Source organism: Pseudomonas sp. Pseusp15 (assembly GCF_059492165.1).
The window spans coordinates 809523-823883 of record NZ_CP168523.1; the positions used below are offsets into that span (position 1 = coordinate 809523).

General features: G+C 59.4%; 14 protein-coding genes and 1 riboswitch. Of the genes, 7 read left to right on the forward strand and 7 right to left on the reverse strand.

The genetic code is table 11. The features are described from left to right. Positions 1–24 precede the first annotated feature (24 nt). Both htpG and ACEN8R_RS03840 read left to right on the forward strand, forming a co-directional pair. The gene (htpG, locus tag ACEN8R_RS03835; RefSeq protein ID WP_026286333.1) at positions 25–1929 is read left to right on the forward strand and encodes a molecular chaperone HtpG; all 1905 of its coding nucleotides are present in this window, start codon (positions 25–27) and stop codon (positions 1927–1929) included. 67 nt (positions 1930–1996) lie between these two features. After that, positions 1997–2725 carry a dienelactone hydrolase family protein gene (locus ACEN8R_RS03840; RefSeq protein WP_018925118.1) on the forward strand — a complete coding sequence of 243 codons (729 nt, stop codon included), beginning with the start codon at positions 1997–1999 and terminating at the stop codon, positions 2723–2725. Between the two features lie 93 nt (positions 2726–2818). On the opposite strand, the gene ACEN8R_RS03845 is transcribed toward ACEN8R_RS03840, so the two are convergent. From ACEN8R_RS03845 to purM, 5 genes are all read right to left on the reverse strand, one after another. Further along, the gene (locus ACEN8R_RS03845) at positions 2819–3706 is read right to left on the reverse strand and encodes a pirin family protein (protein ID WP_018925119.1); all 888 of its coding nucleotides are present in this window, start codon (positions 3704–3706) and stop codon (positions 2819–2821) included. Between the two features lie 61 nt (positions 3707–3767). Continuing rightward, entirely contained in the window at positions 3768–4184 is a 417-nt protein-coding gene (locus ACEN8R_RS03850) for an OsmC family protein (protein WP_007936063.1), read from the reverse strand. 197 nt (positions 4185–4381) lie between these two features. Continuing rightward, on the reverse strand, positions 4382–5095 hold the full coding sequence (locus ACEN8R_RS03855) for a DUF3108 domain-containing protein (RefSeq protein ID WP_018925120.1): 714 nt from the start codon (positions 5093–5095) through the stop codon (positions 4382–4384). Between the two features lie 8 nt (positions 5096–5103). Further along, positions 5104–5754 carry a phosphoribosylglycinamide formyltransferase gene (purN, locus tag ACEN8R_RS03860; protein ID WP_018925121.1) on the reverse strand — a complete coding sequence of 217 codons (651 nt, stop codon included), beginning with the start codon at positions 5752–5754 and terminating at the stop codon, positions 5104–5106. Next, positions 5754–6812: a phosphoribosylformylglycinamidine cyclo-ligase gene (gene purM, locus ACEN8R_RS03865; RefSeq protein WP_007936066.1), complete on the reverse strand. Its 1059-nt coding sequence runs from the start codon at positions 6810–6812 to the stop codon at positions 5754–5756. The genes purN and purM overlap by 1 nt, the downstream gene beginning before the upstream one ends. A gap of 384 nt (positions 6813–7196) precedes the next feature. On the opposite strand from purM, the gene ACEN8R_RS03870 reads away from it, so the two are divergent. The 5 genes from ACEN8R_RS03870 (at position 7197) to ACEN8R_RS03890 (ending at position 11841) form a co-directional block, all read left to right on the forward strand. Beyond that, positions 7197–8246, forward strand: coding sequence for a DUF2066 domain-containing protein (locus ACEN8R_RS03870; RefSeq protein WP_018925122.1), 1050 nt, complete (start codon positions 7197–7199; stop codon positions 8244–8246). Positions 8247–8278: 32 nt separating this feature from the next. Next, positions 8279–9352, forward strand: a complete 1074-nt coding sequence (locus ACEN8R_RS03875; protein WP_018925123.1) for an AI-2E family transporter — start codon at positions 8279–8281, stop codon at positions 9350–9352. Positions 9353–9582: 230 nt separating this feature from the next. Next, entirely contained in the window at positions 9583–10287 is a 705-nt protein-coding gene (gene hda, locus ACEN8R_RS03880; protein WP_007936072.1) for a DnaA regulatory inactivator Hda, read from the forward strand. 214 nt (positions 10288–10501) lie between these two features. Next, a complete protein-coding gene (locus tag ACEN8R_RS03885) occupies positions 10502–11137 on the forward strand; it encodes a C40 family peptidase (RefSeq protein ID WP_019579634.1) in 636 nt (211 codons plus the stop codon). A 167-nt stretch (positions 11138–11304) separates the two neighbouring features. Continuing rightward, the gene (locus tag ACEN8R_RS03890) at positions 11305–11841 is read left to right on the forward strand and encodes a C40 family peptidase (RefSeq protein WP_019579635.1); all 537 of its coding nucleotides are present in this window, start codon (positions 11305–11307) and stop codon (positions 11839–11841) included. Positions 11842–11931: 90 nt separating this feature from the next. On the opposite strand, the gene ACEN8R_RS03895 is transcribed toward ACEN8R_RS03890, so the two are convergent. Both ACEN8R_RS03895 and ACEN8R_RS03900 read right to left on the reverse strand, forming a co-directional pair. Beyond that, entirely contained in the window at positions 11932–13245 is a 1314-nt protein-coding gene (locus ACEN8R_RS03895; protein WP_018925126.1) for a PQQ-dependent sugar dehydrogenase, read from the reverse strand. A 68-nt stretch (positions 13246–13313) separates the two neighbouring features. Further along, complete coding sequence (locus tag ACEN8R_RS03900; protein ID WP_018925127.1) at positions 13314–13898, reverse strand: hypothetical protein; 585 nt, start codon at positions 13896–13898, stop codon at positions 13314–13316. Between the two features lie 154 nt (positions 13899–14052). Next, a riboswitch (cobalamin riboswitch) is annotated at positions 14053–14287 on the forward strand. Positions 14288–14361 lie beyond the last annotated feature (74 nt).

Sequence of the window (14361 nt, forward strand, 5' to 3'; positions counted from 1 at the left end):
CCATCTGATTGGAGTTTGATGACCATGAGTGTGGAAACTCAAAAGGAAACCCTGGGCTTCCAGACCGAGGTGAAGCAGCTGCTGCACCTCATGATCCATTCGCTGTATTCCAACAAGGAAATCTTCCTTCGCGAATTGATCTCGAACGCCTCTGACGCTGTCGATAAATTACGTTTTGAAGCGCTGGCCAAGCCTGAATTGCTGGAAGGCGGCGCTGAACTGAAAATCCGTGTGAGCTTCGACAAGGACGCTAAAACCGTCACCCTCGAAGACAACGGCATCGGCATGAGCCGTGAAGATGCGGTCACTCACTTGGGCACCATCGCCAAGTCCGGTACCGCCGATTTCATGAAGCACCTGTCTGGTGATCAGAAAAAAGACTCGCACCTGATCGGTCAGTTCGGTGTTGGTTTCTACTCGGCGTTCATCGTCGCCGATAAAGTTGACGTATTCAGCCGCCGTGCCGGCCTCGCTGCCAGCGAAGGTGTGCACTGGTCGTCCAAGGGCGAAGGCGAATTTGAAATCGCCACCGTCGAAAAAGCTGATCGCGGCACCCGTATCGTTCTGCACCTGAAATCCGGCGAAGACGAGTTCGCCGATGGCTGGCGCCTGCGCAACATCATCAAGAAGTATTCCGACCACATCGCCTTGCCGATCGAGTTGCCGAAAGAAGTGGCAGCCGCCGAAGGCGAAGAGAAGCCTGCCGTTGAGTGGGAAACCGTCAACCGCGCCAGCGCCCTGTGGACTCGCCCTCGCACTGAAGTGAAGGACGAGGAATACCAGGAGTTCTACAAGCACGTCGCTCACGATTTCGAAAACCCGCTGAGCTGGAGCCACAACAAAGTCGAGGGCAAGCTCGAGTACACCTCGCTGCTTTATGTGCCGACCCGTGCTCCGTTCGATCTGTACCAGCGTGAAGCGCCGAAAGGCCTGAAACTGTACGTGCAGCGCGTGTTCGTCATGGATCAGGCTGAGTCGTTCCTGCCGCTGTACCTGCGCTTCATCAAAGGCGTGGTCGACTCCAACGACCTGTCGCTGAACGTGTCGCGGGAAATCCTGCAGAAAGACCCGATCATCGACTCCATGAAGTCGGCGCTGACCAAGCGCGTTCTGGACATGCTGGAAAAACTGGCGAAGAACGAGCCTGAGCAATACAAAGGCTTCTGGAAGAACTTCGGTCAGGTCATGAAAGAAGGCCCGGCAGAAGACTTCGCCAACAAAGAAAAAATTGCCGGTCTGCTGCGTTTCGCGTCCACTCAGGGCGACGACGGCGAGCAGGTTGTAGGTCTGGCCGACTACCTGGCCCGTACCAAGGAAGGTCAGGACAAGATCTACTACCTGACCGGCGAAACCTACGCGCAAGTCAAAAACAGCCCGCACCTGGAAGTTTTCCGCAAGAAAGGCATCGAAGTGCTGCTGCTGACCGACCGTATCGACGAGTGGCTGATGAGCTACCTCAGCGACTTCGACGGCAAGAGCTTTGTCGACGTGGCACGCGGTGACCTGGACCTCGGCAACCTGGATTCGGAAGAAGACAAGAAAGCCGCGGAAGAAGTCGCCAAGTCCAAGGAAGGCCTGGTTGAGCGTCTCAAGACCGCTCTGGGTGAGTCCGTTGCTGAAGTGCGGGTTTCCCATCGCCTGACCGACTCTCCGGCGATTCTGGCCATCGGCGAGCAGGACCTGGGCCTGCAAATGCGTCAGATCCTGGAGGCCAGCGGTCAGAAGGTTCCGGATTCGAAGCCGATCTTCGAATTCAACCCGGCTCACCCGCTGATCGAGAAGCTCGACAACGAGCAGAGCGACGAGCGCTTCGGCGACCTGTCGCACATTCTGTTCGATCAGGCGGCCCTGGCGGCCGGCGACAGCTTGAAAGACCCGGCCGCTTATGTGCGTCGTCTGAACAAGCTGCTGGTTGAACTGTCGGTTTAACCACGTTGTATAAAAACCCGCTTCGGCGGGTTTTTTCATTCTGGTGCTTTTTTACTGGGAGTCAGTCATGAGCCAAATCACTGTTCGATCCGTCGCCTATCAGATCGACGGCCAATCGTATGAAAGCCGTCTGGCCTTCGATGCCGACCATAAAGGCTCGCGTCCGGGTCTGTTGATGGCGCCGAACTGGATGGGTGTCAGCTTTGGCGCCGAGGAGATTGCCAAATCGGTGGCATCCAAGGGTTATGTGGTGCTGATCGCGGATCTGTACGGGCAATCGGTTCGTCCGCAGAACGGCGACGAGGCAGGCGCGGCGATGATGCCGCTGAAGAATGATCGCGCCTTACTGCGCAAACGCATGCAGGCAGCCTTCGAACAACTGCAAGGGCAGGGCGAGGCGGCGGTCGATACCTCGAAACTGGCGACCTTTGGTTTCTGCTTCGGTGGTTGCTGCGCGCTGGAGCTGGCGCGTAGCGGTGCGCCGGTGAAGGCTGCGGTGTCGTTCCACGGCACGCTCGATACGCCGAATGTGAACGATGCGAAAAACATCAAGGGTTCGGTGCTGGTGCTGCATGGCGCTGCCGATCCGCTGGTGCCGAAAGAGCAGCTGCCAGCGTTTGAAGCTGAGATGAATGCCGCCGGTGTGGATTGGCAATTGCTGAGCTATGGCGGCGCGGTGCATTCGTTCACCGACCCGCATGCCAACGTGCCGGGCATGATGATGTATGACGCGAAAACCGCGGCTCGCGCGTTCACGTCGATGCATAACTTGCTGGATGAAGTGTTCAAGGGTTGATTGCTGCTCTCGGTCCGGACGATGATCGTTCCCACGCTCTGCGTGGGAATGCCTCCAGGGAAGCTCGCGGCGTGGGAACGATCAGCCGATCAGTTACAGGGGCGTTGGCGGGCTTCGGTGTTTCGGCAACTCAATCCGCTCACTTTCCCCCGGCACCGTCGGCCAATCCCCGGCCGCCCAGCGCCGACGTGCTTCATCAATCAACGCCGGATCACTGGCCACGAAGTTCCAGTTGATCCGTCGTGGCCCGTCCAGTGGCGCTCCGCCAAACAGCACGGCATGGCAGTCACTCTCGGCGAACAGCGTCATCTCTTCCCCGGCCGGCAGCACTACTAGCGTGTAGGGCTCCAGCAGCTCGCCATCAAGCTGCGCCTCGCCGCTCAACACATACAACGCCCGTTCTTCATGCTCGGTGGGAATCAGCAGTGTGGTCGCCGTTTGCAGGTTCAATTCGGCATACAGCGTAGGCGAAAGTACCGGGACCGGTGATTCAAGGCAAAAGCCCGTCCCGGCGATCATTCGTATCTTCACGCCAAGGTTTTCGCTGACGGGCAGCGTGGCTGCTGGATGGTGGCTGTAGTGTCCTGGGCCGTGCTCACGGTCCTTGGGCGAAGCCAGCCAGATCTGTAAGCCGTGCATTGTACCGCCACTGTTCTTCAAGGCTTCGGGCGTGCGTTCGACGTGGGCAATCGCACTGCCGGCGGTCATCCAGCTGACATCGCCGGCTTTAACCACCTGATCGGAACCGAGGCTGTCCTTGTGCTGGATTTGCCCTTCGAACAGGTAGGTGAGGGTGGACAGGCCGATGTGCGGATGCTGACGGATGTTCATGCCTTTGCCCGGTGGATAACGGGTTTCGAGCATGTGGTCGAAAAACACGAAGGGCCCGACGTTGCGGCATTTGGCTGACGGCAAAGGGCGAAGGATCGGCTGGCCTTCGACATCTTCGGCGCGGGGGCGGATCACGAGCGGAGTGTTCATGGTGCGTTCCAGGCTGAGCGGGTGACGCAGGGAGCATAACCCGCTTGCGTAGCCGTTGCCGCTATTGGCTGAAGGCGCCTTCGGACAGATGAGTCTCGATGCTGACTTCAGAGGTGGTCATCAGCTTGTGTACCGGGCAGCGGTCGGCCACGCGGTGCAGCTCGTCGCGCTGGGCGTCGGTGAGTACGCCCTTGAGCGTGAGTTTGACGTGCAGGGCATATTTGCCTTTCTGCTCTTCACTGTTGTCGCGCTTGACCTCGACCCCGACGCCGGTCAGTGGAATGCCCTTTTTCTTCGCATACAGCTTCAGGGTCAGGGCCTTGCAGGCGCCGAGGGCCGCGTCGAAATAGTCATGGGGCTCTGGCGCGGTGCCTTCGCCACCGGACGACTTGGGAACATCGGCAAACAGTTCATGGTCATCGATCTGGACGCTGTGACGAAAACCTTCGGCGGAGACAGTATTGACGGTAACGGTCATGGGAAACCTCGCAGGGATCAGGAAAAGTCATTCGATCAAAAAAGACCCTGAATTTATAGAGTATTCCTTCACGTTCGCGTTCCTATTTTTTGCCGGACGATTTGGCCACAGCTCAAAGTTGTCATTGTCCTGTCCCCCCCGCTTAACGCCAGACGAAAAAAAGCCCCGCGTTTGCGGGGCTTTCATGTCGGTCCGGATCAGCTGCCTTTGACCGTCTTGCCGTTGACCGTACCGTCGAGGAGCATGATGTTGTACTCCTTGCCGTCGGTTTCGACCTGTTGCAGACGGACCAGCAGGTAATCCCAATCCTTGGCGAACCACAGCACGGTGATGCGCTTGCTTTGTGTCGGATCGCGCACGCGCTCGACCTTGACTGCATCGATCTGGCCTGCCTTTGTGTCGACTTTCTCCGAACCCAGCACGCGGAAGTCATAGGTATCGACTTCGCCGGCATCGACGACCTGATAGCTCATGCTTTTCTTGCCGGCGGCCACGTCATGCTGCAGCGCCAGTTGATAGGTGGACTTGTCGACCATGCCACGGTTGAGCGGGAGCTTGACGGCGTCACCGCGATCGGTGCCGGTGACCATCTTGTTGGTCCAGTCGAAATCCAGATCAGCCTTCTTGGCTTTGCCCAGGCCACCGCGTTCGAAGTGGTAGGACTGCGGCAGCAGCGTATCCTTGTCCAGGGTCAGGGTGCTTTCTTCGGTCAGGCTGGCAATCATCATCGACGCCTTGAAGCTGAGTTTCCAGACGCCGTTGGCTTCCTTGGTCAGGCTGCGTTCGGCGGTGCCGCTCATGGGCAGTTGCTTCCAGTCGGCGGTGTAGCTGGCGGAGAAGGGATGAAGGTCCGCGGCCTGCGCAAACGGCAGGGCGAGCAGAGCGCAAGCGAAGAGCAGGGCACGACGCATAAAATCTCCTAGGTTCGAATCAAGTGGCCGCTGGCCGCGAGTAACTGTCCGTCCAGTAAAGCACCTTGTTCGCCGAGTGATAAACGGCCTTCGGCAAACCAGCGTACGGCCATCGGGTAGATCAGGTGTTCCTGGGTGTGGACTCGCTGCGCCAGACTCTGCGGCGAATCGTGCAACTCTACCGGTATTACTGCCTGTACGACCAGTGGTCCGCCATCGAGTTCCTCGGTGACGAAGTGCACGGAGCAGCCGTGTTCCGTATCGCCGGCCTCCAGCGCGCGCTGATGAGTGTGTAACCCTTTGTATTTGGGCAGCAGCGAGGGATGGATATTGAGCAGGCGACCTTGGTAATGGCGCACGAAGTCAGCGCTGAGAATGCGCATGAAACCGGCCAGTACCACGAGTTTGGGGTTGAAGGCGTCGATCAGTTCGATCAGCGCGGCATCGAAGGCCTCGCGGCCCTCGAAAGCCTTGTGATCCAGGGTGCGGGTGTCGATACCCGCGTCCCTGGCGCGTTGCAGGCCGTAGGCGTCGGCGCGGTTGGAAATCACCGCAGCAATGCGGGCCGGGCTGTCGCCGGTCCGCGTGCTGTCGATCAAGGCCTGCAAGTTACTGCCGGTGCCGGACAGCAGCACCACCACATCACAGGTCTGGGACATTAATGAGCCTTGAGGTTCTTCAGTTCGACCTGAGCCGCGCCTTCGGCAGCGGTGGCGATCTGACCGATGACCCATGGCTGCTCGCCAGCTTCACGCAGGACGTTCAGCGCGGTTTCAACGTGCTCTTGAGCCACGCAGATGACCATGCCGACGCCGCAGTTCAGCACGCGGTGCATTTCGGTTTCGTCGACGTTGCCTTTCTCTTGCAGCCAGTCGAACACCGCAGGGCGGGTCCAGCTCGCGACGTCAACCACCGCTTGAGCGCCTTTTGGCAGTACGCGCGGGATGTTGTCCAGCAGGCCGCCACCGGTGATGTGGGCCATGGCTTTGACGGCGCCGGTGTCCTTGATCAGCTTGAGCAGCGGCTTCACGTAGATACGGGTCGGAGCCATCAGCAGGTCGGTCAGCGGTTTGCCGTCGAGCTGGATATTCTCGATGTCGGAACCCGACACTTCGATGATCTTGCGGATCAGCGAGTAGCCGTTGGAGTGCGGGCCGGAAGACGGCAGGGCGAGCAGGGCATCGCCGGCAGCGACTTTCGAACCGTCGATGATTTCGGATTTTTCCACGACGCCGACGCAGAAGCCGGCCAGGTCGTAGTCTTCACCTTCATACATGCCAGGCATTTCAGCGGTTTCGCCGCCGACCAGGGAGCAGCCGGACAGTTCACAGCCGGCGCCGATGCCGGTTACAACCTGAGCAGCGGTGTCGACGTTCAGTTTGCCAGTGGCGTAGTAGTCGAGGAAGAACAGCGGCTCAGCGCCGCAGACCACCAGGTCGTTCACGCACATGGCCACCAGGTCGATGCCGATGCTGTCGTGCTTGTTCAGGTTCAGCGCCAGGCGCAGCTTGGTGCCGACGCCGTCAGTGCCCGATACCAGCACCGGTTGTTTGTAACCGGCCGGGATTTCGCAGAGGGCGCCGAAACCGCCCAGGCCGCCCATGACTTCCGGGCGCGCAGTGCGCTTGGCGACGCTCTTGATGCGTTCGACCAATGCTTCACCGGCGTCGATGTCTACACCGGCGTCCTTGTAGCTCAGGGAGGGTTGCTTGCTCATGATCCAGGCCTTTAGGGGGGATTCAGGGGTAACGACCGAGTTCAGCGGGCCTGTCGAAATTGATGAGGCAATTGCCTCACGCGCTATTTCGACACTACCCGGCTGTAGCCGGTCTGCGAAGGCGCGCGATTTTATCAGGCTTGAGGGGCAGCGGCCATCCTCGTGCCGACGGGCAGGGGCATATCGCGTTAAAAAAACTGATATTGCCCGTGTTGGCGACGTCCCACATGGCTGTATAAGGTACGACGTTAACCGTCTATCGTTATGACAGTGCGAAAACTTACCGCGATCGTGTGAATGTTTTGCTTGGGCCTGCGGTCACAGCCCTGGCTCAATCGTCTTCATGCGGTCTGTTCCAGCCGCTCTTGTCGTCAGGAATCTTCCATGCGTTTTCTTAAATTCTTGTTCGTGGGCTGTTTATCCGTGGTCAGCCTGGCCAGCCATGCCGAAACCGTCAAAGGCCTCTATCAAGTGCGCCAACCGGTCAGCGGCCAGACACCGGAGGAGCGCGACCAGGCGACTCAGCAGGCGCTGGAAACGCTGGTGTTGCGCTTGACCGGCGATCCCAAGGCGGCGCAAAGCCCTGGCCTTGCGGCCGTGCGCAAAGACCCTCAGCAGATCATCAGTCAGTTCGGCTACGACGCCGGGCCACCGCAAGTGCTGAAAGTCGATTTCGACCCGGCCACCACCGAGCAGGCCTTGCGTCGTGCCGGGCTGGCCGTGTGGGGGGCCAATCGGCCGTCGATCCTCAGCTGGTGGTTGAACGATTCCACCGAAGGTTCGAGCCTGGTCGGCGATGGTCAGGCCAGTGCTGCGCCCTTGCGTCGGGCGGCTCAGCACCGAGGCCTGCCGCTGCGTTTGCCGCTGGCTGACCTGAATGAACAGATCGTCGCCACGGCACCGAATCTGGAAGGTGCCGACCCTGCGCCACTGCGCAGTGCCTCCGATCGTTACAATGCCGATGCCTTGCTGGCGGTGCATGCCCGTGAAGAAGGGGGGCAATGGCAAGCCAAGTGGCGACTGTGGCTGGGCGATCAGAAAGAGGCCGGTAGCGTGCAGGGCGCCGATACCGCCGCCGTGGCCGATGCGGTGATGCTGGCGGTCAGCGAGCGTCTGGCGTCGCGTTTCGTTGCCAAGCCAGGTGCGTCGGGTGAGCAATTGTTGGAAGTTCAGGGCATGAATCTGGAGCGTTATGCGACGCTTGGGCGTTTGTTGGAGCCTTTTGGCGCGCGTCTGCAAAGTGTCGATGGTGACCGCGTGCTTTATCGCGTCAACGGCAGTGCCGATCAGCTGCGAGCTCAGTTGTCCCTGGCGCAATTGCAGGAGGTTCCGGCCAGTCAGGTGCCGGCACCTGTTCAGCCGGTGACTGTGGGTTCTGCGCCGGCCGCAGCGCCAGCGCTTGCCCCGACGCCGCAGTTGCATTTCCGTTGGTGAGTTTTTTCTTTATATAGAAGCAGGAGTGGTACATGGCCGATACGCGGCGTTGGTTCTGGCTCGGTGGGGTGGCCCTGCTTTGCGCGTTTGTTTACCTGTTGCATCCGATCCTGACGCCGTTCCTGGTGGCGCTGTTGCTGGCCTATCTGTTCGACCCGCTGGTGGATCGGCTGGAGAAGCTCGGCTTGTCCCGGACATGGGGCGTGGTGGCGGTGTTCGCGTTGTTCACGATGGTCCTCACCACGCTATTGTTGGTGTTGGTGCCGATGCTCGCCAAGCAGCTGTTTCGCTTGTATGAACTGGCGCCGCAGATGCTCGACTGGTTGCAGCACACCGCGTTGCCGTGGGCGCAATCGAAGTTGGGTTTGTCGGAGGGCTTCTGGAAGTTCGACAAGCTCAAGGCTGCGATCAGCGAGCACATGGGCCAGACCACCGACATTGTCGGCGTGGTGCTGAGTCAGGCGACGGCTTCAGGCCTTGCGCTGATCGGCTGGCTGGCCAATCTGGTGCTGATCCCGGTGGTGAGTTTTTATCTGCTGCGCGACTGGGACCTGATGATGGCCAAGATCCGCAGCTTGCTGCCGCGTGATCGTGAAGAGCGTGTCATGACCCTGGCTGGGGAATGCCATGAAGTGCTTGGGGCGTTCGTGCGCGGACAGTTGCTGGTGATGCTGGCGCTGGGTGTGATCTACGCCGCTGGCTTGATGATCGTCGGGCTGGAGTTGGGGTTGTTGATCGGTCTGATTGCCGGTCTGGCGGCGATCGTGCCGTACATGGGGTTTGTCATCGGGATTGGCGCGGCGTTGATTGCCGGTCTGTTCCAGTTCGGTGGCGATCTGTATCCCATGATCGGTATCGTCGCGGTGTTCATGGTCGGCCAGGCGCTGGAAGGCATGGTTCTGACGCCGTTGCTGGTGGGTGACCGGATCGGCCTGCACCCGGTGGCGGTGATCTTTGCGATTCTGGCCGGCGGCGAGCTGTTTGGTTTTACCGGTGTGCTGCTGGCATTGCCGGTGGCGGCGGTGATCATGGTTCTGGTGCGCCATGTGCATGATTTGTATAAAGATTCGGATATCTACGGCGGTGTCGACGAGTCTGAGAAGTAAGGCTTCGAGATCGCTCGTCGCGGGCAGCCTGGTTTCACGCCGGGTTTGCCCGTATCCCTCGCGCGGCTGTCACATGCACCGCCAAAGAAACTGTCATAAAACCAGCACGTTAACGCAAACCTTTGATTTTGCTTGTGGTCTGTCGCATTGTGCCGTCAGCTTCACGGGTATAAACTTCGCAAACTTTACACAGAGGCCACTAACGGTTCCTTTGGAACTGTTCAGTCAGCATGAAACCGATTCAGCTGCCCCTAGGTGTGCGTCTGCGTGATGACGCCACCTTTATCAATTACTACCCAGGCGCCAATGCCGCTGCACTCGGCTATGTCGAGCGGCTGTGCGAAGCCGACGCCGGCTGGACGGAAAGCCTGATTTACCTCTGGGGCAAGCACGGGGTAGGGCGCACGCATTTGTTGCAGGCGGCTTGCCTGCGTTTCGAGCAGATGGGTGAACCGGCGGTGTATCTGCCGCTGGCCGAGTTGATGGACCGCGGCATCGAAATCCTCGACAACCTCGAACAATACGAACTGGTTTGCCTGGACGATTTGCAGGCGGTCGCCGGCAAGGCGGATTGGGAAGAGGCGTTGTTCCATCTGTTCAATCGTCTGCGTGACAGCGGTCGGCGTCTGCTGATCGCCGCCTCGACGTCCCCGCGCGAACTACCGGTGAAGCTGGCGGACCTCAAGTCTCGGCTGACACTGGCGCTCATCTTCCAGATGCGTCCGCTCTCTGACGAAGACAAATTGCGTGCCTTGCAGTTGCGTGCCTCCCGTCGTGGCCTGCACCTGACTGACGAAGTCGGTCATTTTATTTTGACTCGCGGTACTCGCAGCATGAGTGCGCTTTTCGAGCTGCTTGAGCGCCTCGATCAGGCCTCCCTTCAAGCTCAGCGCAAGCTGACAATCCCGTTCCTGAAAGAGACGTTGGGCTGGTAAAAGCCAGGTTTTTCGCGGGCTCCGGCATATTCCAGGCGTCAACAATTCCGCTTTCCTGCAGGGGAGCAGGCTGCGCAAAGGTTTAAAATGGGCTTAAGCGCTTAGATGGAAACGAGAAACCGATAAGTCACATAAAGATCGATTGAATTTGCAAATGAGATCGATAGCGGGCATAGTCTCGGCTTCTTTACAACTATCAGCCGCGGTCGTGCCCATGCTAAATCGCTTCGCACCCCTCGTGCCTCTCGCACTTGTCACCCTGTTGTTCGGTTGCGCTGCTCACTCTCCAGTGTCCCAGCAAGAGCCACAGCATCAGGTTTCAAATTCAGTTACCGCGCAGTCTTCTTCCGTTCTTTTCCAGGAAGAGCTAGCCACCAATAAAGAACTGGCAGACTTCGCCGGCGGCAAGTCGTACCAGCTTCCGGTTCTGGCTGACAGCATCCTCGAACGTGGCATGTCCCTGATCGGTACCCGTTACCGTTTCGGCGGCACCTCCGAGGCAGGCTTCGACTGCAGCGGCTTCATCGGTTATCTGTTTCGTGAAGAGGCTGGCATGAACCTGCCGCGCTCCACTCGCGAAATGATCAACGTTGACGCTCCGCTGGTGGCTCGCAGCGCCCTCAAGCCGGGTGACCTGCTGTTCTTCGCCACCAATGGCCGTCGCGGTCGTGTCAGTCACGCCGGGATCTACGTGGGTGACAACCAGTTCATCCACTCCAGCAGCCGCAAAAGCGGTGGTGTCCGGGTCGATAGCCTGGGCGACAGCTACTGGAGCAAGACCTTCATCGAAGCCAAGCGTGCGCTCGCAATGGCACCGGCTGCAGCGCCTATCGTCACTGCGCGCAAATAAGCGGACAGTTTACAAGGCGAACTTAAAGTCTTACTTGAAGTTTGCCGCGTAGCCGCTAGAATCCTGATCTATTATTGATGGCAAACCGCCTGCGTTCTGCGCAGGCGGTTTTCTTTTCTGTCTTTGTGGCAGAAAAAAAGCCGCAGCCAGATCAGGATGTTCTGTTTATGACGATGTCGGCCCGCCTCGCACTCATGTTCTTCGCAGCGCTGCTCAGCGCCTGCGCCAGCCGCACACCGCCACCTGCGCCGGTGGTTCGCGCACCGATTGTTTTCGGTTCTCCCCAAGCCTTTTCCCCTGCGGCAGAAGACGTACTGTTTCGCGCGCTCGGTCTGGTGGGGACGCCTTATCGTTGGGGCGGCAACACGCCGGATTCCGGGTTCGATTGCAGCGGTTTGATCGGTTACGTCTATCGCGATGTCGCAGGCATTTCCTTACCGCGGTCCACACGCGAGATGATCGGCATGCAGGCTCCCAACGTCGGCAAGGAAGGCCTGCAAACCGGCGACCTGATTTTCTTTGCCACCAATGGTGGCTCCCAGGTCAGCCATGCCGGGATCTATGTCGGCGAAGGGCGCTTCGTCCATGCTCCAGCCACGGGCGGCACGGTGAAACTGGACAGCTTGTCCAAGGCTTATTGGCAGAAGGCTTATCTGAGCGCCAAGCGCGTCCTGCAGCCCGAGCACTTGGCACATAATCCATAGCCCGGGTTGTCATGCCGGCTCGCACGTTCTGTCGTAAACGCTGATCCCCTGTGGGAGCTCCCACAGGATTATCGTCTTGCAGTAATCACATTATTTTGCCGCGCTAACGCGCCAAATCTTGTTCCCCACATCATCCGCCACCAACAAGCCGCCCTGCTGATCGATCACCACGCCCACCGGCCGCCCCATGGCTTTTCCCTCGTCGTTGAGGAAGCCGGTAAGCACATCCAGCGGCTGTCCGCTCGGTTTGCCGGCGCTGAACGGCACGAAAATTACTTTGTAGCCGCTGTGCGGTTTACGGTTCCACGAGCCATGCTGGCCGATGAAGGCGCCTTGGGTGAACGGCGCGGGCAACTTGCTGCCTTCGGCGAACGTCAGGCCCAGCGACGCGGTATGGGGCCCCACTGCGTAGTCCGGTGCAATGGCCTTGGCGACCAGATCAGGGTTTTGTGGCTCGACGCGAACATCGACATGTTGCCCGTAATAGCTGTAAGGCCAGCCATAGAACCCGCCGTCCTTCACTGAAGTGATGTAGTCCGGCACCAGGTCGCTGCCGATTTCGTCACGCTCGTTGACTGCGGTCCACAGTGCGCCGCTTTGTGGCTCCCAGGCCAGGCCGTTCGGGTTGCGAATCCCCGAGGCGAAGATTCGATGGTTGCCGGTGGCGCGATCGACTTCCCAGATCGCCGCGCGACCTTCCTCCTGATCCATGCCGTTTTCACCAACGTTGCTGTTCGAGCCCACGGTGACGTACAGCTTGCTGCCGTCCTTGCTGGCGATGACGTTTTTGGTCCAGTGGTGATTTCGCGTGCCGCCCGGCAAATCGACCACTTTGATTGGCTGTGACTTGATCGCTGTCTCGCCGTTTTCATAGTGAAAACGCAGCAAGCGGTCGGTGTCGGCGACATACAGGTCTTTGCCAACCAGGGTCATGCCGAAAGGCGAGTTGAGGTTTTCCAGGAACACCGTGCGGGTTTCGGCGACGCCGTCGTGGTCCTTGTCCCGCAGCAGAGTGATGCGGTTCGGGCTGGGGACGCCAGCCCCGGCGCGGCCCATGACTTTGCCCATGATCCAGCCGCGAATGCCATTGCTGTCATCGGATTTGGACGGCGCGTTGGTTTCGGCTACCAGTACGTCGCCGTTGGGCAGCACGTAGAGCCAGCGCGGGTGTTCGAGGTTTTCGGCAAACGCTGCTACTTGAGTGCCTGCGGCGGCGACGGGTTTTTTACCCTGAGGCCAGCCGATCGCCGGGGCGATGTTCACCGTCGGGATCAGGGTTTTGTTCGGTTCCGGCAGCTTGGGCGACGGTCCGGTGCCGTCCGAGACTTGCAGGCTGGAGGTTTCACCACAGGCGGCGAGCCCTCCGGCGAGCGCGATGATGAGAATGAGCTGGGGTTTGCGCATTACTGATCTTCCCTATGAATGCATTGACGTAATCATAGAGAAGCGTAAACACCCGATGGTTCAACCGGTCAGCCGCGGGCCTCCTTGAACAGCACGGCGATCCCCGGATGGTAGTTGCCGGCTTCATTGCGCAACTTGCGGTAGGCGTAGGGGAAATACCAGGCCACGGCGCAGGTGTGCTCCTTTTGCAGGTCGTCGAGCATGTCCTGGAGTTCTTCCGGGGTGGCGCTGTGCTGGGCTTTTTGCGGGGCGACAAACAGGCAGCCGAGTTTCAGGTCGCTGGCGTAGCTGATGCGCTTCGCGTCGCTGGTGATGTCCGCCAGTGCCTGGGTCAGGTTCAGGTTGTTGACCCGCGGCCAGCGCTGGGTGGCCTGCAGGTACGCGCGTTCTTCGCTGGTGGCGATAAACAGATCGGCGCGGGCGTTGCGTTCGCCTTCTTCGGTCTGTTTGCGCGACGGTGTTTGCTGCAGCGTGACCATTTCCGCCATCCAGGCTGCGGCAGAGAGCAGGCCGAGGTTGGCGTTTTCGTCGTACCAGTAAGGCGTATCGTTATCGCCGCGCACGGCGTTGTAGCGGTCGATACAGTCAAACCAGCGTTCCAGCACCGGGCGCAGGAATTCCAGCTTCGGATTGCTGATGATCATGCCTTGCATGTGGCTCACCCTTGTTATTGTGTTATGAGGTTGTGGCTCTTTGATATCACTGCTGGCAGTGTGGCACAAGATTGGCGTCAGATAATTGATCGGCGGCAGTTATTCGCCGGAAGGCGTCCCGTCTTTAATTGACGCTCCACCCCCAACCCTCTAACCTTCGCGGCTTGTTTCAGGTGCTCTGTGGCCTTGGTCGACAGAGTGAAACAGGGAAGCCGGTGAGTGGATTTCTTCCAGCGAAGAATGATCACGATCCCGGCGCTGCCCCCGCAACGGTAAATGAGTGAAGACTGTGCCTTGAGCCACTGTGTCGACTGTCGACATGGGAAGGCGCGCAGTTGGCCTTGAGGCCGCTCATGAGCCCGGAGACCGGCCTGATCCATTCAGCGGCATCACGGTGGGCGATGCCAGGCTTCTTGCCGTCTATTCTTGTGCCTGCCCGCCGTTATCCAGCCTCAACGGAGAG